The 22,496-nt window shown below is 54.1% G+C and carries 20 protein-coding genes and 1 pseudogene; 13 read left to right on the forward strand and 8 right to left on the reverse strand.

Annotation, left to right across the window (positions count from 1 at the left end):
- Nucleotides 1–90: 90 nt before the first annotated feature.
- Nucleotides 91–999 carry a hypothetical protein gene (locus ACQG1Y_RS05935; protein ID WP_426736696.1) on the forward strand — a complete coding sequence of 303 codons (909 nt, stop codon included), beginning with the start codon at nucleotides 91–93 and terminating at the stop codon, nucleotides 997–999.
- 47 nt (nucleotides 1,000–1,046) lie between these two features.
- Here ACQG1Y_RS05935 and ACQG1Y_RS05940 read toward each other — a convergent pair whose 3' ends face one another.
- The 5 genes from ACQG1Y_RS05940 to ACQG1Y_RS05960 form a co-directional block, all read right to left on the reverse strand.
- Nucleotides 1,047–2,120 (reverse strand): hypothetical protein, encoded by a 1,074-nt coding sequence (locus ACQG1Y_RS05940; RefSeq protein ID WP_368740673.1) that lies wholly within the window; start codon nucleotides 2,118–2,120, stop codon nucleotides 1,047–1,049.
- A 124-nt stretch (nucleotides 2,121–2,244) separates the two neighbouring features.
- Nucleotides 2,245–2,706 (reverse strand): hypothetical protein, encoded by a 462-nt coding sequence (locus tag ACQG1Y_RS05945; RefSeq protein WP_368740674.1) that lies wholly within the window; start codon nucleotides 2,704–2,706, stop codon nucleotides 2,245–2,247.
- 3 nt (nucleotides 2,707–2,709) lie between these two features.
- On the reverse strand, nucleotides 2,710–3,627 hold the full coding sequence (locus tag ACQG1Y_RS05950) for a glycosyltransferase family 2 protein (RefSeq protein ID WP_414234605.1): 918 nt from the start codon (nucleotides 3,625–3,627) through the stop codon (nucleotides 2,710–2,712).
- Nucleotides 3,624–3,986, reverse strand: coding sequence for a GtrA family protein (locus tag ACQG1Y_RS05955; protein WP_368740675.1), 363 nt, complete (start codon nucleotides 3,984–3,986; stop codon nucleotides 3,624–3,626). Before ACQG1Y_RS05955 ends, ACQG1Y_RS05950 begins: the two co-directional genes overlap by 4 nt.
- Nucleotides 3,987–4,115: 129 nt before the next feature.
- The gene (locus ACQG1Y_RS05960) at nucleotides 4,116–5,336 is read right to left on the reverse strand and encodes an ISL3-like element ISKox3 family transposase (RefSeq protein ID WP_000343760.1); all 1,221 of its coding nucleotides are present in this window, start codon (nucleotides 5,334–5,336) and stop codon (nucleotides 4,116–4,118) included.
- A gap of 95 nt (nucleotides 5,337–5,431) precedes the next feature.
- On the opposite strand from ACQG1Y_RS05960, the gene ACQG1Y_RS05965 reads away from it, so the two are divergent.
- The 9 genes and pseudogenes from ACQG1Y_RS05965 (at nucleotide 5,432) to ACQG1Y_RS06005 (ending at nucleotide 17,227) form a co-directional block, all read left to right on the forward strand.
- Nucleotides 5,432–5,818, forward strand: a complete 387-nt coding sequence (locus tag ACQG1Y_RS05965) for a S24 family peptidase (protein ID WP_368740676.1) — start codon at nucleotides 5,432–5,434, stop codon at nucleotides 5,816–5,818.
- Between the two features lie 393 nt (nucleotides 5,819–6,211).
- A complete protein-coding gene (gene yahO, locus ACQG1Y_RS05970) occupies nucleotides 6,212–6,487 on the forward strand; it encodes a DUF1471 family periplasmic protein YahO (RefSeq protein WP_015571217.1) in 276 nt (91 codons plus the stop codon).
- Nucleotides 6,488–6,687: 200 nt separating this feature from the next.
- A pseudogene (locus ACQG1Y_RS05975) lies at nucleotides 6,688–8,871 on the forward strand (TonB-dependent receptor).
- Nucleotides 8,872–8,998: 127 nt separating this feature from the next.
- Nucleotides 8,999–10,972 (forward strand): PhoX family protein, encoded by a 1,974-nt coding sequence (locus ACQG1Y_RS05980; protein WP_047063267.1) that lies wholly within the window; start codon nucleotides 8,999–9,001, stop codon nucleotides 10,970–10,972.
- A 102-nt stretch (nucleotides 10,973–11,074) separates the two neighbouring features.
- Entirely contained in the window at nucleotides 11,075–12,460 is a 1,386-nt protein-coding gene (pheP, locus tag ACQG1Y_RS05985; protein ID WP_047063268.1) for a phenylalanine transporter, read from the forward strand.
- 308 nt (nucleotides 12,461–12,768) lie between these two features.
- Nucleotides 12,769–14,004 carry an MFS transporter gene (locus ACQG1Y_RS05990; protein ID WP_015571216.1) on the forward strand — a complete coding sequence of 412 codons (1,236 nt, stop codon included), beginning with the start codon at nucleotides 12,769–12,771 and terminating at the stop codon, nucleotides 14,002–14,004.
- Nucleotides 14,005–14,019: 15 nt separating this feature from the next.
- The gene (locus ACQG1Y_RS05995; RefSeq protein WP_033486543.1) at nucleotides 14,020–15,045 is read left to right on the forward strand and encodes a sugar phosphate isomerase/epimerase family protein; all 1,026 of its coding nucleotides are present in this window, start codon (nucleotides 14,020–14,022) and stop codon (nucleotides 15,043–15,045) included.
- Nucleotides 15,038–16,180, forward strand: a complete 1,143-nt coding sequence (locus tag ACQG1Y_RS06000) for a Gfo/Idh/MocA family protein (RefSeq protein ID WP_032652872.1) — start codon at nucleotides 15,038–15,040, stop codon at nucleotides 16,178–16,180. Before ACQG1Y_RS05995 ends, ACQG1Y_RS06000 begins: the two co-directional genes overlap by 8 nt.
- 75 nt (nucleotides 16,181–16,255) lie before the next feature.
- A complete protein-coding gene (locus tag ACQG1Y_RS06005) occupies nucleotides 16,256–17,227 on the forward strand; it encodes a LacI family DNA-binding transcriptional regulator (RefSeq protein WP_015571213.1) in 972 nt (323 codons plus the stop codon).
- On the opposite strand, the gene ACQG1Y_RS06010 is transcribed toward ACQG1Y_RS06005, so the two are convergent.
- Together ACQG1Y_RS06010 and ACQG1Y_RS06015 are read right to left on the reverse strand one after the other, a co-directional pair.
- Nucleotides 17,228–18,472 carry a mechanosensitive ion channel family protein gene (locus ACQG1Y_RS06010; RefSeq protein ID WP_414234604.1) on the reverse strand — a complete coding sequence of 415 codons (1,245 nt, stop codon included), beginning with the start codon at nucleotides 18,470–18,472 and terminating at the stop codon, nucleotides 17,228–17,230.
- A 67-nt stretch (nucleotides 18,473–18,539) separates the two neighbouring features.
- Nucleotides 18,540–19,976, reverse strand: a complete 1,437-nt coding sequence (locus tag ACQG1Y_RS06015; RefSeq protein ID WP_368740677.1) for an MFS transporter — start codon at nucleotides 19,974–19,976, stop codon at nucleotides 18,540–18,542.
- A 107-nt stretch (nucleotides 19,977–20,083) separates the two neighbouring features.
- Between ACQG1Y_RS06015 and ACQG1Y_RS06020 the strand changes: the two genes are divergently transcribed.
- The 3 genes from ACQG1Y_RS06020 to ACQG1Y_RS06030 all read left to right on the forward strand — a co-directional run bounded on the left by ACQG1Y_RS06020 (nucleotide 20,084) and on the right by ACQG1Y_RS06030 (nucleotide 21,690).
- Nucleotides 20,084–20,953: a helix-turn-helix transcriptional regulator gene (locus ACQG1Y_RS06020; RefSeq protein ID WP_017382554.1), complete on the forward strand. Its 870-nt coding sequence runs from the start codon at nucleotides 20,084–20,086 to the stop codon at nucleotides 20,951–20,953.
- Nucleotides 20,954–21,092: 139 nt separating this feature from the next.
- Nucleotides 21,093–21,422, forward strand: coding sequence for a type II toxin-antitoxin system RelE/ParE family toxin (locus ACQG1Y_RS06025; RefSeq protein ID WP_017382553.1), 330 nt, complete (start codon nucleotides 21,093–21,095; stop codon nucleotides 21,420–21,422).
- Nucleotides 21,403–21,690 (forward strand): helix-turn-helix domain-containing protein, encoded by a 288-nt coding sequence (locus ACQG1Y_RS06030; RefSeq protein WP_015571209.1) that lies wholly within the window; start codon nucleotides 21,403–21,405, stop codon nucleotides 21,688–21,690. The genes ACQG1Y_RS06025 and ACQG1Y_RS06030 overlap by 20 nt, the downstream gene beginning before the upstream one ends.
- A 36-nt stretch (nucleotides 21,691–21,726) precedes the next feature.
- Here the strand turns inward: ACQG1Y_RS06030 and nfsB are convergent, their stop codons facing one another.
- Nucleotides 21,727–22,380, reverse strand: a complete 654-nt coding sequence (gene nfsB / locus ACQG1Y_RS06035; protein WP_003858884.1) for an oxygen-insensitive NAD(P)H nitroreductase — start codon at nucleotides 22,378–22,380, stop codon at nucleotides 21,727–21,729.
- Nucleotides 22,381–22,496: the final 116 nt, after the last annotated feature.

Below are 22,496 nucleotides of genomic sequence, written 5' to 3' on the forward strand. Positions count from 1 at the left end.
TCTGAGATACAACTCAACGCACAAACCAACCGTTGCAATTGCGCTTGCGAAGTAAACGGGTCGCAAGCAATAGTTACTATTAACGGAAGTTTGTTAAGTGAACCAGAGACTGATTTCACATACCCAAAAGCTCTTTTTAATGCTATTGGAGGCGTAATTTACCAAACCTCTGGAGAAACAGTATCAAGCGTTGACAATGACGGTGTGATTGCACAAATCAAGCAGGTGAGCTCGTCAATGTATGGAAATCCATTTGGGAGTGTTAAAGTATCATGCACACATGTTGAGTGTGCAGGGCTTCTGATGGCTGTTGATAACAACTCAGGAATTGTTGGAGACTCAGATAGTAAATATAGCTGTGTTTCATTCTCTAACTGTCAGGGGAGCATGCTAAATGGTGTTGGGGAGCTAATAGCAATACGAGTTGATCCCTATGAAGGTACATTTTCTGCTGATGATACCTGTAACTTCTATACAAGCGCCACACGAACAGCCAGAATAGTATATAGCATCTCAACAAAATTTAACTTTGATGTTTCTGCCAGAGCATTCAGGAAAGGTTTCGGAGTGCTCTCCTCAGAAATAGGAAGCGGTAATGTTAACTGGATTCACGACGTCCAGCCAATCATCAAGATGTTGGTCAACACTGTAACAATCCCATCAACAGGAACTGCTCCGCTAAGCTTTTCATCCAGGGAGGCGACTGGAGATTACACCTTCTATTATGGAGATACAAGCAGTGGTGGCATAGTGCTAATACACAATCTAAACATGCTAAATCTTTCTATATCTGTTCCAGCCACGGACGTATTAGCAATCACAGTTAAAGTTAATGGTGTTGAGGTATTTGGATGTTCAAATAGTGGATTTGTAACCCTCACTAAAGAAATGATACCTGTTGGATCAGTTATAGAATTTGAAGCAAAAAATGGAACAGGAGGCCCAGTAACAACAAATGCATCAGCAAGAATTATAGCATCAGCTTCAAATATAAGATGATTATATAGGCCGTTAACATTGTGTCTTTAACGGCCTACATGCATCACCTACCGCTCATTGAGAAAATGAAAGCACTTCAACATGTACAATGAAGAAATTATCAAAAGAATCTCAAAGACAAAGTAAACTCTAACCCCAGAAGCGTATACGGTGGGAGAAAACCCCATAATCATAATTGATGCAAAGCCACACAGAATGCCGGCAAGCGGCAATCCGGATATTGTTTTATCAAGCATCATATCTATGATTAGAAATAACATAGAAACTATAAAGACAATGCAATAAGCATAGTTAAAATAGACAATTAATCGTGAGACATTCCCATTATCAACAATGTTACCCTCAAAAAACAACCCACCGCACAAAGAGTGATATACCATAAGGGGGGCAAATGAGGATACAATAATCAACATAAGGAGAGCATGAAATGATATTATTTGCCTCTTGAGCCTTAAAAGCACAGTAAGCAATGAGGCAATGAGTAGCGGATAATTGTATTTGAATGTAATGAACTGATACACCTTATCAAATCCAAGCGACACCTTTTGTACCAGAGAAAAATGATCAAATAGCGGCATCCAATTAATAGTTTCTAAATGCAGTCTGTTAATGTTACCTGGGGCAGAAATGCATATTGCAAAGTTAATTGAAATTAACGTAAGCAACAAATAAAAATATCTACACCTTGTAGATGGCATAGATGCAGTCATTATGGCAGAGCAAATAATAAGACATAAAGCAACCTGCTCCATGTATGAAACGTATATAGCAAGCGGTATGCATATGATTTTAACAATATAACCGCTATCAGCTTTAAATAAAACAGAAAAAATATACACAGCCACAGATAGGGGAAGTAAGTAATTATAAAATCCAGTAACCCACCAAGAAGCGTCTCCATTTATAGCTGCTGGGATCAGGCTGAAAAGTAAAACAAAAATAGCAATATAAGTGGCTGATGGTCTAGCAGTTAATATGCGGCATGAAGAGTATGCAAGCAAAACTATAGATAAAGGAATCCCCAATTTCCAGAATAGAGAATATCCTATAGTGGAAACCATTAGGAGTTCAATTGCTGTCCTTCCACTCCATATGTGATAATTATCATAGATAAAACCCATAACCCTTCCGCTATTAAAAACAGAAAGGAATACATGGTCGTCATTTGTTGGTGACAGGCCTATAGTAGAAGCGTAGCTATACAGATAAGCGAAAACAATAGATAAAAGTAACGCAGACCTAATGCTAGACGCATTCATACTTAGCTTCATATGTTTTACCATTAAGATCAGTAAGTGAAATTAGAATGTATTTTGAGTTAAACTCATTTTTCAGTGACATTCTGGAAGAATAGAATCCAGACTTATCATATGTTCCCGGGCTGTTAAGGTATGCGCTCACATCCGGTCTACGTTGCATAGAGGTGAATAGCTCTACTTTACTATTTGAGCCAGAAAGTAAATAAACTCTTATTTGGCTGTTCGTTACGCCATCTGCAACGGCCCATCCAGAAATAAATGCAGAATTGCCTGATAAAGCGCACGAGTCAACATGAAAAGAGCTTATCGGCAAAGCCATTTCATCATCTACACCAAAATCTATATTATTCCACGATAAAAAAAACACAAATGGAATAATAAAGCACAGTGATAATGAAGCATAGTATGCACTAGCTAAAAATCTACGTTGAAAGATAAGCATAACCATGAATTACCCATTTCTTTTGATAATGTATCGAGGTCTTGATTTTACCTCTATATATATTCTACCGACATACTCTCCAAGCACTCCAATGCCTATCAATTGCACGCCACCAAGGAAAAGGACTGAAACAAGCAAAGATGGGTATCCATCTACTGGATTACCGAAAGCTAAAGTATCTATGATCATCCATGCCCCGTATAGGAAGGCCATTCCAGCTACTGCCACCCCAATATATGTCCACATCCGGAGAGGGAAAGTAGAGAAGCTCGTTATTCCCTCAAGGGCAAGGTTCCAAAGCTTCCAGCCGTGGAATTTGGAATTACCCGCCACGCGTTCTGCACGAGCATATTCAACGACATCAGTTTTTCCACCAACCCAACTCAATACACCCTTCATGAAAAGGTTGCGCTCAGGCATGAGCTTGATGTTTTCCACTACTTCACGAGACATCAGACGGAAATCACCAACGTTCTCTTCAATCTGCGGATTACTGATTTTGTTATGGAGTTTGTAGAACCATTCTGCTGTCTTGCGCTTAAGTCGGCCATCAGTTGAGCGGTCTGTGCGCTTAGCCAGCACCATATCAGATCCTGCTTGCCACTTCGCTACAAGGTGCGGGATGACCTCTATGGGGTCCTGCAAGTCTACGTCTATCGGGATAATCGCATCACCGGTTGCATGGTCAAGCCCGGCGAATAACGCAGGCTCTTTGCCGAAATTGCGAGTGAAGGATAACGGCTTCACCAATGGGTCAGAAACGGCGATTGAATTTATAATAGCCTCAGTTGCATCCCTGCTACCGTCATTGACGAAGACTATCTCTACTTCGTATGGCTTGAGGTCCTCAAAATCTCTAACGGTTTTATAGAAAATTGGAATTGCGTCCTCTTCATTGAAGACGGGAACTACCAGAGAAATCTTCATTTTTCTTCCCTAAATACAATGTGTTTTGAATAAAAAAAACCGCAAATCAGGCTTATCAACGAGAACTCAACCAAGGTAATGACTGGTGCTATCTGATAATAGTCAGACAATTTTCCAACTAGTATGCTCATTATCCCCATAAATCCAACAAACAGAAAATACCCCTTCACCTTAGGCTTTGACTTGAAAGTAAACGCTGCATTAGCAAAGAAAGAGAATGTTACAGCAGCGGAGAAGGCCAGAAAATTTGCCGTAGCCTGATTAACAGAGAATGCATAGACACCAACAGCGAAGACAAACCAGTGAATCGCGGTGTTGAACACGCCTACAGTCAAATATTTTGAGAATAGCTTAAGCATATGAGTATTTTGGTTGTTTTAGAATTTAGCGGAGTTTACCACTTAAGACCAATCTGATCAGCACTTGATCAATTTTAAAGGTTAGAATACTGTATATACATGGGTCTTCCCCGATCATGGTGGGAAGGCTCAGAACGCCATATTCAGCTTTCCGTAGTGGAACATCACCCCCAGTTTAAAGCGCTCCCGGTTTCGGTATCCCCTGGCTTTTATCCTCAGCAGCCTGATCTTGCTGTTAAGTGCCTCCGCATTTCCGTTTGAGACACTGTGTCGCATCGCATTCAGGATCCCGTACAGCCTTTTTCCTATCGTTTTCGCGGCATTTTTCATCATGGGAACGTCACTGTTAGCCGCCAGCGCCAACCATCTCTGCCAGTCACTCCGTCTTTCCTCGCTCCATGGCCTGTTCCAGATATCCTTTGCCAGCTCTTTCAGCGCCCAGCACTGGCTCGTCAGCTTCATCTGTGCACGCAGCCACATCAGCTTTTCCTGCCGGGATTCGGTCATCCACTTATCGCTGTACTGCCACAGGAAGCGGGTTCCTTTTGCCTGGTGTCGGCTTTCAACAGGGAGGTGCGGATGTTCATTCTGACGGGTTTTATCAACTACCTCGCCCAGTTGCTTCGCCACATGGAAGCGGTCAAAGGCGATTTTCTCAACCGCACTGGGTAAGTGGATACGCGCTGCTCTTATATAGCCCGCGTTCATGTCCATTGAGAGCGTTTTGATAGCCAGCAACTGCCCATCAGTGAGCGTGCGAAGATAGCCGGCAAGACTCTCTGTGCCGCGATCATCCGTTAAGGCCAGCGCCCGACCATCGCGATCGGAGATCACCGTTATGTAACGATGTCCTTTTTTAAAGGCGACCTCATCCACATTCATATGACGGGCGGATAATGGCTTTTTTATCCGGGCAAGACCTCGCTTAACTGCCCGGGTCATAATGCCGTCAACCGCATTCCAACTGAGCTTAAGTTGCTTCCTGACAGCATCAACGGTGCTGATTTTCAGCCATGAGAGAACGAACGATTCGAATAGCAACGTATACCGGCTTCCGGGGCCAGCCCACGGAACAGGCAACGTCAGGCAGCCATGCTCCGGACACATAATTCGTGGAACATCGGCTTCAACAATAGTGGTGAACTGGCAGGTATCAAGATGGCGCCATTTACGATGACGGTGATCGTGAACAGAACAGGATTTACCGCAGGTCGGACAGGCTAGCCGGGTGTTTTCAGCGATCTCAATAGTGACAGTAACAGAACCGGCATTTTCATCGAGAGAAAGGGACTTTACCTGCCACGGATCGGACAGGTTGAGAATATGAGCGTAGAGGGACTTTTCGTCCATGGCGGTGACCTCTGGCGATTAAATACACCATTATCATGCCTTCAGCCACCACAACAAGGGAAGACCCATATACATACAGTAAACAGGAGGTGGTTATGGGATTTCCTAGCCCTGCACAAGACTACGTTGAAGAGCGCATATCTCTAGACAAGCGCATAATAACCAGGCCAGCGGCTACGTACTTCATGAGATCCGGTGCGACACATTACCGTGAAGGAATCCTCAATGGTGCCTTGCTAGTCGTTGATGCGTCACTTACGCCATGCGACGGCTCATTGCTGGTATGCAGAATGGAAAGTGAGCTCAGGATTAAGCGATACCGCAATCATCCAAATCCCCAAATTGAGGATTTACAGACAGGCAGGCGCGAAGATATCCCGGCGTACGAAGACGGCACGAGCCCTGATGCAATCTTTGGGGTGATTACGTACATCATCAACGATGCGCGTTCTGGTGAGTTTGATGATTGTCCTGTTATGTGAGACAGAAATGGGACACACAAAGCTTTGCATCGGTTTGCAAGGCTTTGCATGTTTTTCGAAGATGGGACGTGTGAGCGCCGTAGTGATGGGGTAAGTTATTGTTAGCTCAGGTAGTTCCAGGAACTTCTAAGCCGTAGGTCGTAGGTTCGAATCCTACAGGGCGTGCCATTAAATTTCACAGATTGCCGCCTGCGCGACGTCCTGCTGATTTTCTCCATGAAATACCCCTCGCGAAAGTAGCGTTAACGCACATTTTTCACAGCACAATTGACTGTTATAACAGTATTTTTCTTACCCTATGGCAATTTTGCTATTCCTCTACCATGCTCATATCACCTCACTCTTACTCGTGGGGCTTTTCGTAGTTGCTGATTAATCTCAAGGAAAAAGGTTATGAAAAAAACGACTGCTATTTTGATGGGCGCTGCATTTCTGTTTACCACCAATACCTTTGCGGCTGAACTGCTGACGAAAAACGAGTTTGAGAAAGTGGAATCACAGTATGAAAAAATCGGTACGGTTAGCACTTCCAATGAAGTCTCGGTAGACGACGCGAAAAAAGAGCTGATCGAGAAAGCCGATAAAGAAGGTGCTGATGTTCTGGTGCTGACTTCCGGCAACACCAACAACAAAATTCACGGTACCGCCGATATTTTCAAGAAAAAATAATGCCTTAGCAACCACCCCTGTTTCGGGGTGGTTGCGCGCCATACCTCCCGCCAGCCTTGTTTCTTGTCTCTTCTCGCTCAGAGATGTCCGTTGACACTTGATTACGCATTCATAATGCGTATAGTTCTCATTTGCATTTCTTTTAATAACTTTTAAGGCCCGACAACGGGTCATTTTTGCGCGCACGTTAAGAGCTCATTATGAACAACACCACAATGCACAAAACGCTGCTGGCGATTGCCATCGGCGCGGTTACACACTCCGCTTTTGCGGCGGATGAGAAAAAAGAGGACACCATCGTGGTCCAGTCCACGGCGGGGAGTGATTTCAAACCCGGTGGTGACCAGCTGCTTCCAGCCTTCCTCGACGGCCAGGTGGCGAACGGCGGGCGCATGGGTATGCTCGGTCAGCAGAACGCCATGGACGTGCCGTTCAACATCATCAGCTACACCTCGAAGCTGGTGGAAGATCAGCAGGCAAAAACCATTGCTGACGTGGTTGCCAACGACGCGGGCGTACAATTTGTTCAGGGTTACGGCAACAGCGCGGAAACCTTCCGCATTCGCGGCCTGAAGTTTGACGGCGACGATATGACCTTTGGCGGATTGTCCGAAGTGCTGCCGCGTCAGGTGGTGGATGCCCAGATGGTCGACCGTATCGAGATCTTCAAAGGGGCCAACTCCCTGATGAACGGCGCCGCAAGCTCCGGCGTGGGCGGGATGATCAACCTTGAGCCCTAACACGCGGGCGACACCCCGCAGGCGAAAGTGGGCGTTGACTACACCTCGGATTCCCAGATTGGCACCACGCTGGATGCGGGTCGTCGCTTTGGCGATAACGACCAGTTTGGCGCGCGCGTGAACCTCGTGCATCGCGAAGGGGAAACCGGCGTGCCGAACGACCGCCGCCGCACCACGCTGCTCTCCACCGGCCTGGATTACAAAGGCGACCGCTTCCGCACCTCGCTGGACCTGGGCTACCAGAAAAAAACCTTCCACGGCAGCCCAACCAGCGTCAACATCTCGGCGGTGGACTTTGTGCCTGAGCCGCCGAAGAACGATCGCAACTTCTCGCAGAAGTGGGCCTACAGCGATATCGAAAACGAGTTCGGGATGTGGCGCAGCGAGTATGACATCACCGATAGCTGGACGGCATATACCGGTCTCGGCGCGCAGCACGCGCACGAAGAAGGGATCTACAGCGCGCCGAAGCTCCTCGATAAGAGCGGTAATGCGACGGTCAGCCGCCTTGATACCAACCGCATCAGCGATTCCGTCAGCGGCATGGCGGGCATTCGCGGTAACTTTGACACCGGTTTTGTCTCGCACAAGGTCAACGTCGGGTATTCAGCGATGACCAAAAACGAAAAAATCGCGTGGAAAATGTCGGCGGCGGCAGATAACCCGACCACCAACATCTATCACAACACCGGCGTTGATATGCCGGACAGCACTAACTTCAACGGCTTAGGCGGGAAATACAGCGATCCGCTGACCAGCGGGCGCACCCGTACCCAGGGCTGGCTGCTGAGCGATACGCTGGGCGTACTGGACGACAAGCTGCTGTTCACCGCAGGCGCACGTCATCAGAAAGTTGTCATCCGCGGGTACAACAAAATCACCGGCGCGGAAAACGACGCGGACGGTTTCGACGGCAGCCGCTGGATGCCAACCTACGGCGTAGTCTATAAACCGTGGGAGGAAATTTCCCTCTACGCCAACCACACCGAGGCGTTACAGCCCGGTGAAACTGCGCCGAACACTGCTACTAACTACGGCCAGAGCACCGGTATCGTGCACTCTAAGCAGAACGAAGTGGGCGTAAAGGCGGACTTTGGCCGCGTGGGCGGCTCCCTGGCGCTGTTTGAGATCAAAATGCCGTCGGCGATCCTTGACGACAGCGGTCACTACGGCCTGGATGCAGAACAGCGTAACCGCGGCGTGGAGCTGAACGTCTTCGGCGAGCCAATGCTTGGGATGCGCCTGAATGCCAGCGCCACCTGGTTGCAGGCCGAGCTGACCAAAACCAAAAACGGCGTCAATCAGGGCAACGATGCGATCGGTATTCCGAGCTTCTACGCCGTGCTGGGCGCAGAGTACGATATCAAGCCGATTGAAGGCCTGACGGCGACCGCACGCGTTAACCACTCCGGCACGCAGTATGCCGATCTTGCGAACACCAAAAAGCTGGACAGCTACACCACGCTGGATCTGGGCATGCGCTATCGCTTCGCGGTGAACCACAATGAAAACCAGATGACCGTGCGGGCAGGCATCGACAACGTGACCAACGAGAACTACTGGTCAAGCGTGGACGATTCCGGTACTTACATCACTCAGGGCGAGCCGCGTACCTTTAAGGTCTCGGTTGGCTACGAGTTCTAAGCGTTCCACCTCGTTATCCGGGGCAGGGACGCCCCAATCCCTTCGTTGTCGTGTTATAAAATTGTAATAAAAGCTTCTTACACTGGTCGCCACATCCTTACCTCTTGGCCAATGACAGGAAGCCGCTATGGGCAGACCCCTCAAATCCGTATTTAAAAAAGAACATCGCGACGATATCAGTAACCGCAGCGCTAACCCGGTATTCTCCGAGGTTGCAGAGGTGTTCCTCTCCCGCCGCCGTTTTCTCCAGATGGGGGCCGTAGCGGGGGCCGCCGTATCATTCCCGTATCTGATCACACCCGAAAATGCCATTGCCGCGGTATCGAAGCCTTCCGCGCTGGCAAAAGCGGTTTCCCTGGGCTTTACCAGCATCGACGTCTCCACAGAAGACACGGTCAGGGTGCCAGAAGGCTATATTGCCCGCCCGTTCTATCGCTGGGGTGATCCGACGGGAATCAAAGACAACATGCCGGCATTTAAGCCGGACGCCAGCAATACCACAGACGAACAGGCTGTGCAGGCGGGTATGCACCACGATGGCATGGCGTGGTTTAGCCTGCCGCAGGGGGCGCAAAACCCGGAACATGGCCTGCTGGCGCTGAACCATGAATACATCGATAACGGGATGCTGTTTACCGACGGTACGGCGAACTGGAGCCTCGATAAAGCCCGCAAGGGGCAGAACGCGATGGGCGTGTCGGTGGTGGAAGTGAAAAAAACGGGCAGCGGCTGGGAGGTGGTGCGTCCGTCTTCCTTCGCCCGGCGTATTACCGTCAATACGCCGATGCAGCTTACCGGCCCGGCGCGGCATCAGGATTTAATGAAAACCGCCGCCGATCCGCAGGGGGAACGCGTTCTGGGCACCATGCAGAACTGCGCCAACGGCCACACGCCTTGGGGCACCTATCTCACCTGCGAGGAGAACTGGTCGGACATTTTTGTGAAAAAAGCCGATCTCAATCCGCTGGAAAAACGCTACGGCATTAGCGACAGCGATGAGTCCTATCGCTGGAACGAGGAGGATGAGCGGTTCAGCGTCGATAAAACCCCTAACGAACCCAACCGTTTCGGCTGGGTGGTGGAGATCGATCCCTACAACCCGACCTCCACCCCGCGCAAGCACACCGCTCTGGGCCGCTTCAAGCATGAGGGGGCCGCCGTCACGCTCGCCGCCGATAATCGCGTGGTGGTCTACATGGGCGACGACCAGAAGTTTGAGTACATCTATAAGTTTGTCTCCGACAAAAAATACGATCCCGCGAACCGGGAAGCCAATATGCAGCTGCTGACGTCCGGCACGCTGTACGTCGCCAGGTTCAACCAGGACGGAAGCGGCGACTGGCTGCCGCTGATCTTCGGGCAAAATGGCCTGGATAAAAGCAACGGGTTTGAAAGCCAGGGCGATCTGCTGATCAAAACCCGCCTGGCGGCCGACGCGGTGGGGGCAACGAAAATGGATCGTCCCGAGTGGATTGCCGTCGATCCGCACGCCAGCGGCAGCGTCTACTGTACGCTCACCAACAACAGCGATCGCGGTAAAGAGGGGAAGGCACCGGTCGATGCCGCTAACCCGCGCGCCAACAACGTGTTTGGTCACATCATGCACTGGCACGAAGAGGGTGCCGATCCTGCCGCCGCACGCTTTAAGTGGGATATTCTGGTTATGGCCGGGCGTACCGACGGCGACGATCCGAAGGCCAAAGGCTCCATGCAGGGCGCGGCATTCGGCAGCCCGGATGGGTTGTCGTTCGATCACCAGGGCGTCCTGTGGATCCAGACCGACGTCTCCTCCAGCACCATCAATAAGAAAGCGTACGAGGGGATGGGCAATAACCAGATGGTCGCCACCATTCCGGGCACCAACGAGTATCGCCGTTTTCTGACCGGGCCGCGCGGATGTGAAATCACCGGCATTGCGTTTACGCCGGACAACCGCACGCTGTTTATCAACATTCAGCATCCGGGGGAGGGCGGGGATGATATTACCGACCCGGCCAATCCGCGCGCTGTTTCCAACTGGCCAGACGCCAGCCCGAACGGGCGTCCGCGATCGTCAACGGTGGTGATTACCAAAGCGGACGGCGGGATCATCGGGTCGTGACGTTTATCCGCCGGGCGCATGCGCTGGCCCGGCGTTAAGCTTGCTACCACCAGCATGAAGTGTTAAAACGTGCCCCTTCTAAAAAAGAGACAGGGGTAGGGCGTGAAAGACGCGTCATCCGCTTCAGGCCATGGTAGCGCTGAAGCTTCGTCGGATCAGAGTCCGACGCTGCAACGTGGTTTGCAAAATCGACATATTCAGTTAATTGCCCTTGGCGGCGCGATCGGTACCGGGCTGTTTCTCGGCATCGGCCCCGCCATTCAAATGGCTGGCCCGGCGGTTCTGCTGGGTTACGCTATCGCCGGGATTATCGCCTTCCTGATCATGCGCCAGCTCGGCGAGATGGTCGTTGAAGAGCCGGTGTCCGGCTCCTTCGCACACTTTGCCTATAAATACTGGGGGCCGTTCGCAGGCTTCCTCTCCGGCTGGAACTACTGGGTGATGTTCGTGCTGGTGGGCATGGCAGAGCTGACCGCCGCCGGCATCTATATGCAGTACTGGCTCCCGGACGTGCCGACGTGGATTTGGGCCGCGGCCTTCTTCATCATCATTAACGCCGTTAACCTTGTGAACGTGCGCCTGTATGGCGAGACCGAGTTCTGGTTTGCGCTGATCAAGGTGCTGGCGATTATTGGCATGATCGGCTTTGGCCTGTGGCTGCTGTTCTCCGGTCACGGCGGCGAGCGTGCAAGCATCGACAACCTGTGGCAGCACGGCGGCTTTCTGGCGACCGGCTGGAAAGGGCTGATCCTGTCGCTGGCGGTCATTATGTTCTCCTTCGGCGGGCTGGAGCTGATTGGCATCACCGCGGCTGAAGCGCGCGATCCGCACAAAAGCATTCCGAAAGCGGTCAACCAGGTGGTGTACCGTATCCTGCTGTTCTATATCGGCTCGCTGGTGGTGCTGCTGGCGCTCTATCCGTGGGTAGAAGTGAAATCTGACAGTAGCCCGTTCGTGATGATCTTCCACGATTTGAACAGCAACGTGGTGGCTTCGGCGCTCAACTTCGTCATTCTCGTGGCGTCATTGTCGGTTTACAACAGCGGGGTTTACTCCAACAGCCGCATGCTGTTTGGCCTCTCCGTACAGGGCAACGCGCCGAAGTTCCTCACCCGCGTCAGCCGTCGCGGCGTGCCGATCAATTCGCTGTTCCTTTCTGGCGCTATCACCTCGCTGGTGGTGCTGATTAACTATCTGCTGCCGAAAGAGGCGTTTGGCCTGCTGATGGCGCTGGTTGTCGCCACGCTGCTGCTGAACTGGATCATGATCTGCCTGGCGCACCTTCGCTTCCGCGCGGCGATGCGACGCAAGGGGCGCGAGACGCAGTTTAAAGCGCTGCTCTATCCGGCGGGGAACTACCTCTGTATCACCTTCCTCGGCCTGATTCTGGTGCTGATGTGCACCATGGATGAGATGCGCCTGTCAGCGATGCTGCTGCCGGTGTGGGTGGTGTTCCTGTTTATCGCGTTTAAGCTTTCACGAAGGTAAAAGCAAAACGGCAACCTGGTTGCCGTTTTTAGTGTTTGCACCCTCTCCCTGTGGGAGAGGGCCGGGGTGAGGGCACCAGACCGCACCCGCCTTCACGCCCGGTGGCGCTGCGCTTACCGGGCCTACATGTTCGGGGACGTTATTTAGTAGGCCGGGTAAGGCGCAGCCGTCACCCGGCACCTCCCCTTCACCGTTATCGTGACTCCCCTCCCAATTCTGTTTTGATCCACAGGATCTTTGTTTTGTAATCGATTACTTTTCATTTGAACGAATTTGTAATCGATTACTTTTTCCGGGTGAGGCTTATCATGGTGTCAACTGAGAGTAGTGAAAAGGCGATAACACAGCACCGGCTGCTGGTGCCGCGTCTGTCGCTGATGATGTTTCTGCAATTTTTTATCTGGGGTAGCTGGTCGGTCACGCTTGGCCTGGTGATGACCCGGCACAACATGTCTTTGCTGATTGGCGATGCGTTCTCTGCCGGACCCATCGCTTCCATTCTTTCGCCGTTCGTGCTCGGGATGCTGGTGGACCGCTTCTTCGCCTCGCAGAAGGTGATGGCGGTGATGCACCTCGCGGGCGCGGCGATCCTCTGGTTCGTGCCGGGGGCGTTGATTGCTGAGAACGGCGCGCTGCTGATTGGCCTGCTGTTTGGCTACACGCTCTGCTATATGCCGACGCTGGCGCTGACCAACAACATTGCGTTTCACAGTCTGGCGAACGTGGATAAAACCTTCCCGGTAGTGCGCGTGTTCGGCACCATCGGCTGGATCGCGGCGGGCATTTTCATCGGCGTCACCGGCGTGGCGTCCAGCGTCACCATCTTCCAGGTGGCGGCGGTCAGCTCCGTGTTGCTGGCGATCTACAGCCTGACGCTGCCGCACACGCCCGCCCCGGCGAAAGGCCTGCCGGTAAAGGTGCGGGATCTCTTCTGCGCGGACGCCTTCGCGCTGCTCAAAACCCGCCACTTCTTCGTCTTCTCCGTCTGCGCGATGCTGATCTCCGTCCCGCTCGGCACCTATTACGCCTACACCGCCTCGTATCTGGCGGATGCCGGCATTGCCGACGTCAGCACCGCCATGTCCTTCGGGCAGATGTCTGAGATCGTCTTCATGCTGGTTATTCCTCTGCTGTTCCGCCGCCTGGGCGTGAAATATATGCTGCTGATCGGCATGCTGGCGTGGTTCGTGCGTTATGCCATGTTCGCGCTGGGCGTCAGCGAGGAGGGGCGCATTCTGCTGTATCTCGGCATTCTGCTCCACGGCGTCTGCTACGATTTCTTCTTTGTCGTTGGCTTTATCTACACCGACCGCGTGGCGGGCGAAAAGGTCAAAGGCCAGGCGCAGAGCATGATCGTGATGTTCACCTACGGCATCGGCATGCTGCTCGGCTCGCAGATTTCCGGCGCGCTCTACAACCGTCTGGTGGCAGGGCAGACCGTGCCGCAGGCGTGGGTCACATTCTGGTGGATCCCGGCGGTGGCTGCCGCGGCGATCGCGCTGATTTTCCTTCTCACGTTTAAGTATGACGATGACAAGGCGTAACGTTCAGGAGGTGGTATGAGGACAATGAAAGGACCGGGCATTTTTCTGTCGCAGTTTATTGGCGGGGAAGCGCCCTTCAACACGCTCGACGGGCTGGCAGGATGGGCGGCGGGGAAGGGTTACAAAGCGGTGCAGATCCCCTGCAACCATCCGCATATTTTTGATGTGGAGAAAGCCGCAGAGAGTCAGGCCTACTGCGACGACATCACCGCCAGGCTGGCCGCGCATGGGCTGGTCATCAGCGAGCTGTCGACCCATCTGGAAGGGCAGCTTGTTGCGGTAAACCCGGTTTACAGCGAGGCGTTTGACCACTTCGCCCCTGCTTCCGTGCGGGGTAACGAGGCGGCGCGTCAGGCGTGGGCGACGGAAAAGCTGAAGCAGGCGGCGGTCGCCTCGGCCCGATTAGGCCTGAAAGCACACGCCACCTTCTCCGGATCGCTGGCCTGGCCGTTTTTCTACCCGTGGCCGCCGCACAACGAGCAGCGTTTTCAGGATGCATTCGGGGAGCTGGCAGCCCGCTGGCGGCCGATTCTGGATACCTTCGACGAGCAGGGCGTGGACGTCTGCTTTGAGCTGCATCCGGGGGAAGATCTGCACGACGGCGTCACCTTCGAGCGTTTTCTGGCGCTGGTCGATAACCATCCGCGCTGTAATATTCTCTACGATCCAAGCCATATGCTGCTCCAGCAGATGGACTATCTGACCTTTATTGATATCTACCATGCGCGCATTAAAGCGTTCCACGTGAAGGACGCCGAGTTCCGCCCCAGCGGGCGCAGCGGCGTCTACGGCGGCTACCAGCCGTGGATCAACCGCGCCGGACGCTTCCGCTCGCCCGGCGACGGACAGATCGACTTTAAGGGCATTTTCAGCAAGCTGACCCAGTACGACTACGACGGCTGGGCGGTGCTGGAGTGGGAGTGCTGCCTGAAGGATGGCGATACCGGCGCGAGTGAGGGCAGTGAATTTATCCGCCGTCATATCATCCCGGTTTCCGGACGGGCGTTTGATGATTTCGCCGCAGGGGGCTGCCATGATTAACGTCGGGATTATCGGCAGCGGGTTTATTGGCCCGGCGCATATCGAGGCGCTCAGGCGTCTCGGGTTTGTGCAGGTGGTCGCGCTCTGTGACGGCTCGCTCGTTAAGGCGCAGGAAAAGGCGCACCAGCTCAATGTGCCGCACGCCTGTGCCAGCGTGGAGGAACTGCTCGCGCTCCCTAATCTGCACGCGGTGCACAACTGCACGCCGAACCACCTGCACGCGGAGATTAACTGCCAGATCCTGCGTGCGGGCAAGCACGTGTTTTCCGAAAAGCCGCTGTGCATGACGCCGGACGAGGCGCGCGAGCTGGTGGCGCTGGCGGAGCAGGCAGGCGTGGTGCATGGCGTGAGTTTTGTCTATCGCCAGTTTGCGATGGTGCGCCAGGCGGCGAGCATGATGCGTGCGGGCAGCCTCGGGCGGCTGTTTGCCTCGCACGGCAGCTATTTACAGGACTGGATGCTGCTGGAAACCGACTACAACTGGCGGGTGGATGCCGCGCTCGGTGGCGCGTCGCGGGCGGTGGCGGATATCGGCTCCCACTGGTGCGATACGGTACAGTATGTGACCGGCAGGCGTATTACCGGGGTGATGGCTGATTTATCCACCGTCTGGCCGACGCGCAAGGCCAGCGCGGGCGGTCATCAGACCTTCTCCCATGACGAGCAGGCGGAGTATGAAGACAAACCGGTCACCACCGAAGACTTTGGCTCGGTGCTGTTCCGCTTTGACGACGGCAGCAAGGGCAGCTTTAGCGTCTCGCAGGTGAGCGCGGGGCGAAAAAATCGCCTGACCTTTGAAATTAACGGCAGCGAGCAGTCGGTGGCGTGGGATCAGGAAATCCCGCAGCAGCTGTGGGTCGGCCATCGCGCCAGGGCAAACCAGATACTCTGCGACGATCCGGGCCTTATGAACCGTGACGTGGCCGACAGCGCCCACTTCCCCGGCGGGCACATTGAAGGCTGGCCGGATGCCTTTAAAAATATGATGGCGCAGTTTTACCGTGCCGTGCAGGCGGGCGCGATGCCGGATAATCCGCAGTTTGCCACCTTCCACGATGGCGCCTGTGTGATGTATATCATTGATGCGATTATGAAAAGTCATCAGCAGCAGCGCTGGGTGCGCGTGGAATACTGACGCATTGCCCGGTTCGCCGGGCAATCAATTTATGGTAGCCTGCACAAAACGCTAACCGCAGGATGTATCGTCGCTATGTCAATTCAGAAAATCGCTCAACTGGCCGGGGTATCCGTGGCAACGGTCTCCCGCGTACTGAATAACAGCGATACCGTGAAGGCGAAAAACCGCGAGCGCGTTTTGCAGGCGATCCAGGAGAGTAACTATCAGCCCAATCTGCTGGCGCGTCAGCTGCGCACTGCCCGCAGCTATATGATCCTGGTGATGGTCTCGAACATCGCCAACCCGTTCTGCGCCGAAGTGGTGAAGGGCATTGAAGCCGAGGCAGAAAAGAACGGCTATCGCATTCTGCTGTGCAACTCCGGCTCGGATATTGAGCGCTCCCGCTCGGGCTTAAGCCTGCTCTCCGGCAAAATCGTCGACGGCATTATCACCATGGATGCGTTCTCGAAACTGCCGGAGCTGGCCGCGCTGATTGGCAACGCGCCGTGGGTGCAGTGCGCTGAATACGCCGATGCGGGCGCGGTCTCCTGCGTGGGGATTAATGATGTTGATGCCTCCCAGCACGTTGTCAGCCAGCTTGCCGACGGGGGACGCAAACGCATTGCGCTCATCAACCACGACCTCAGCTACAAATATGCCCGTCTGCGCGAGCGCGGCTATAAGAGCGTCATACACCTGCGGGATCTGGACTATCAGGCGGTGGAGTACGCCAGTGAGCTCAGCTCCGGTGCGGGCATGGCGGCGATGCAAAACCTGTTAAAAGCAAACCCGCCGGATGCGGTGTTTGCCGTTTCCGATACGCTGGCGGCGGGGGCGCTGCGCGCCATTCAGCAGGCAGGGCTGCGGGTGCCAGAAGATATCGCGGTGGTCGGCTTTGACGGCACCGAGCTGGCGGAGATGATTTCACTCACCACTATTGAACAGCCGTCGCGGGATATCGGGCGCAAGGCGGTCAATCTGCTGTTAAATAAGATCGACAACCCGGATGCGCCCACGGAAAGGGTCATGATGGACTGGCGCTTTATTTCCCGCGCCAGCTCCTGATTATCTGGCGATGACGCCAGCCAGCGAGCGAATATCGTTTCCGGTTGGCGACTGGTGAATACGTAGGCCAAATTCATCTACCACCGCGAAAATATGATCGAAGATGTCGGCCTGAATATCTTCGTATTCCGCCCAGATCACCGTGTTGGTAATGGCATATATTTCAATCGGCAGCCCGTTGGCATCCGGCGCGAGCTGGCGCACCATCAGCGTCATATCTTTGCGAATGCGCGGGTGGTTACGCAGATATTCATTCAGGTAGGCACGGAAGGTGCCGATATTGGTCATCTTGCGCAGGTTTAATACCGATTCCCCTTCGCCGTTCTGCTGATTCCACAGGTTAATTTCCTCATGACGCGCCGCCAGATACGGCTTCAGCAGTTTCGCCTGAATCAGTTTCTGCTGCTCCTGCTCGTCGAGGAAATGAATGCTGGTGGTATCGATATTCAGGCTACGCTTGATGCGGCGACCACCGGAGGCGGACATGCCGCTCCAGTTGATGAACGCATCGGACACCAGCGCCCAGGTCGGGATGGTGGTGATGGTGTTATCGAAGTTGCGCACTTTAACGGTGGTCAGGCCGATGTCGGTCACCGTGCCGTTGGCGCCGTACTTCGGCATCTCCAGCCAGTCGCCGAGCTTGAGCATGTCGTTGGCGGAGAGCTGAATGCCCGCCACTAAGCCCAGTATCGGGTCTTTAAAGACCAGCATCAGAACGGCAGCCATCGCACCCAGGCCGCTTATCAGAATGGCGGGTGACTGACCGATCAGCAGGGAGATAATCAGTATCCCCACCAGAATGGCACTCACCAGCTTAACGCCCTGGAATATCCCCTTCAGCGGCAGCTGCGAGGCGGTGGCCATTTTCTGCGACAGATTGAAAATCACGTCCAGCAACGAGAAGAAGGAGAGCAGGGCATAAACCATCACCCACAATTTCGCGCAGGTGGTGAGTAATTCCGCCGCTTCGCTGCCTTTTTGCAGCCACAGAACCGCCTGAACGTTGACGATTATCCCCTGGAGGGTAAACGCCAGACGGTGAAATAATTTGTTCTGCGTAATGATCTGCAACCATAAATGACTGCTGGCCTGGGCGCGTTTCTCGAATGCGCGCAGCACCACTTTGTGCAGAATAAAATGAACGATAATGGCTGTAAGAAAAATAATACCAAAGATAATCACTAAAGAGGTGGTGTGATTAATTTCAATCCCTAACTCTTCAACCTGAGCAATTAATTCCTGCATAACGTCTCCTGTATTGATGCAGCCCCATAATGGCGGCTGCGGATCTATTATGCAAATTCAGGCAGTTTTATTTTGTCGCCGGACAGGCCTTGACGACCGGTAAACACAGACGATGACGCATACGCAGCGTGACCAGCGCCAGCACCACCATCATGGCCGTTTCCACCATCAGGAAGACGTTGACCGCCTGGGTATAATCTCCGTGATGATTTTGCAGCCCGTGCAGCAAAATCGCGCCGAAAATGGCCGGGCCAAGCCCCAGCGCAGCCTGTTGCAGCGTGCTTAAAATCGCGCTCGCGGCCCCCGCGTCGTCAGGCTGAATATCGCGCATCCCGATACGGTAGAAGCTGTTTACAATCAGCGCCTGCCCGTAACCCACCAGCCCGGTGGCCGGGGCCAGCGTCAGCGCGGTATTCTGCATTCCCCAGTGACGGAACGTGGCGATCAACGCCACCAGGCCGACAAGCTGAATCGCAAGCCCGGTCAGCAGGATGGCGCTGGTGCTGTAGCGGGCAATCAGGCGTGGGGCGAACCAGGCAGAAATAAAATAGGTGACGCCAAGCGCGATAAAGCTGTTCCCGGACTGCCACGGCGCCATCCCCAGACCGCTTTGCATGGTCAGCGCCATACAGAACATGAACCCGGACCAGACGCTGAAAAAGAGTATTCCGATCAGCACGCCAAAGCGGATGCTGCGCAGCTGTAACAGGCGTGGCGCGATGAGCGGGTGGGCATTCTCACGCTCTTTTTTGCGCGCGTTCAGCACCATCAAACAGGCCAGCGGCACAATCGCCAGCAGTGCGGCCTTCAGCGGCCACGACCAGTGCCACTGCGGGCCGAGCGCCATCGGAAACAGCAGACAGCACAGTATTGCCGTCAGCAGGACAGTCCCGGTCCAGTCAATGCGCGACGGCGTGTCGCGGCGGGTTTCCGGCACGTAGCGACGGCTCAGCGCCAGCACCACCAGACAAATCGGCACGTTGATAAAGAAGGCGTTGCGCCAGTCCAGCCCGGCGATGTCCGCCGATACCAGCCAGCCGCCACCCATCTGGCCGACGATAAACGCAATTCCGCCGATACCCCCGAACAGGCTGATCGCTCTGGCGTGTGCCGTTCCTTTTAACGTCACATGCAACGTCGCGAGAATTTGCGGCATGATCAGCGCGGCGCCCGCACCCTGCATAATGCGCGCGCCAAGCAACTGTTCGATATTTCCCGCCATGCCGCACAGCAGTGAGGCCAGGCCAAAACACGCCACGCCCCACATAAACAGGCGACGGCGGCCAAGGTTATCGCCCAGCTTGCTGCCGGGGGCCAGGCAGACGGCAAAGGCCACGCCGTAGAGGGCGACGATCAGCTCCAGTTCGGTGGCGGTGGCGTGTAACGAATGGGTGATGGAATCCAGCGCCACGTTGGTGATTGAGGTATCAATCAGCGGCAGCATCTGGCCGGTTAACAGCAATATCAGGCCCGCACGACCCGGTGAAACAACTGACGTATTCATGGTGACTCCATTGCGTCAAACAGCGTAGAGTCGTAGCATCAACCATCTAATAAACGGGTACCAGTTCTTGCTTATACTGGTACTGACACTACCATGCAGGAGATGTTATGGCGCTGATGTCTGAACCTGTCACCTCTCTTCAGGATGACACCCGCAAGCAGCTGGGCGCGTTTTTGCGTGCCCGGCGCGAAAGCCTCGATCCGCAGCGGCTCGGCTTACCGCGCAGCGGCCGCCGCCGCACGCCGGGCCTGCGCCGGGAGGAGGTGGCGATGCTCGCGGATGTCGGCGTGACCTGGTACACTTGGCTGGAACAGGGCCGGGACGTCAATCCGTCCAGCGCGGTGATGGCCGCCATCGCAAAAGCGCTGCAATGCACCCCGACCGAAGCCCGGCATCTTTTTGTGCTCGCCGGTTTGCCGCCGGGCGAAGCCCCGCAGGCGGTGTGCTGCGAGGGGATCAGCGAAGGCACGCGTCGCCTGCTGGATACCCTGATGCCGAAACCTGCCAGTATTCAGAAACCGAATTTCGATATCGTGGCGTGGAACGACAGCTTCGGCCACCTGATGGGCGTCGATTTCAACGCCATCCCGCCGGAAGATCGCAACTGTATTTACCTGTTCCTCACCCATCCGGCGTGGCGCGCGCGGCTCGGCAAACGTGACGACGTGCTGCCGATTTTCGTCTCCTACTTCCGCGCGGCCATGGCTGAGCACCGTGGCGACCCGCTCTGGGAAGCGAAGCTGGCGCGTTTTTTTGCGGTGTCCGAAGAGTTTAAAACCCTGTGGCACCAGCGTAACGACGTGCGCGGCGTGGAGAACCAGCTCAAGCTGTTTACCCATCCCGAGCTGGGGGATTTTCATCTCCAGCAGATGTACTGGTACTCCGCCCCGCGAAACGGATCGCGGCTGCTGGTCTATTTACCCGTGGATGAGGCAGGGGAGAGGGCGATGGCGTGGCTGGCGGAGCAGGGGAAATAAGTTTTTTGCGAGGGGCTTTGAGGGAATCAACGCGGATCCGGTCCTGCCTGGAATAAGCTGGTAAGGTGAATCACGAAAGGCAAAATTAGCCTTTAATGCAAATTGCCTTACATGCTAATATTATCAGGGATGAAATACAGTGTTCAGACTTATCGTTCATGCGGCAGTCAGGGAGGAGATCCTCTCATTGCCTGCGGGAGTACAGGCGAAGCTGATTCGCCAGCTTGATAAATTACGCAACAACCCGACAGTATTGCGTGAACCTGACAGCAAACCCTTACCCAATGGTTTGTTCGAAATCCGAACCGTCGGGCTGATCCATACTCGTGGGATCTACGTTTATCAGCGGGAAAGAACCATTTTTCTGCTGCGGGTGTTTATCAAGAAGACGCAAAAAACGCCCTCTGCTGAACTCCGTCTGGCACTGAAACGACAACAGGAGATGTTGGATGAGCAAAAAGATTATTGACTGGGACGAACTCAGAGCTGAACTGTTAAGCGATTCAGAAGTTCAGGCTTCCTTTGATGCAGAAGAGCGCAAGGAGCGTCTGCGGGAGATGCTGGCGCAATGGCGCAATCATGCTGGTCTGACGCGCGCCCAGGTGGCGGAGCGGATGGGCGTCAGCGCCCCGACGGTATCACGAATGGAAGCAAATATTACCCGGGCGAGTCTCGATACATTAACGCGTTATGCGCTGGTGTGCGGGGTAAAGCATCCGCAGATAACGCTTTACTGAAAACGGGCACGCCGATAGCCGGCGTGCCAGAAGCGCTTAGCATTCAGTCACAATCGTGCTCAGCGGCAGGCGAGATTTCGGCAGCGTGGCGTTGAAATCTTCCACGCTGTGATGCCCGACCGGGACCACCACCAGGCTGGTGAAGCCTTTCTCTTTCAGGCCAAACTCTTCGTCGAGGATCGCGGCGTCAAACCCTTCGATGGGTACCGCATCCAGGCCCATAGCGGCCACGCCCAGCAGGAAGTTGCCGACGTTCAGGTAAACCTGCTTCGCCATCCACTGGTCGTCATCTTTCAGATCCACGCGGTGCATGTCGGCAAAATAGCAGCGGCCTTTGTGGTTCGCGGCTTTTGCTTCTGGCGTGGCGAAACGGCCGTCAGCCTCTTCCTGATCGACAACGCGCTCAAGCCAGGCATCGTCCATCGCGGTTTTCGCGCAGAACACCACCACGTGAGAGGCATCCAGCATTTTGCGTTCGTTAAACACATAGGTGCCCGCCGCGGATTTTGCCACGCGCGCTTTACCCTCTTCAGTGCTGGCAACAATAAAGTGCCACGGCTGGGAGTTGGTGCTGGACGGGCTGTATTGCAGCAGCGTTTTGATTTTTTCCGCTTCTTCTGCGGTCAGTTTTTTGGCTGGGTCGAACGCCTTGGTAGAGTGGCGTTTCAGGGCGACAGAAATAATATCCATAACAACTCCTGGTGATGAAATTCGCCCGCGGGCGGGCGTGAAAGGAAAGCAGATTACCGCGCGAAGCGGGAAAAGATAAGTGCGATTCGAGCGCTTATTCTGTTCGTCTCAGACGA

This window comes from Enterobacter cloacae complex sp. 397G4 (assembly GCF_050031515.1).
GTDB classification, from domain to species: domain Bacteria; phylum Pseudomonadota; class Gammaproteobacteria; order Enterobacterales; family Enterobacteriaceae; genus Enterobacter; species Enterobacter hormaechei_C.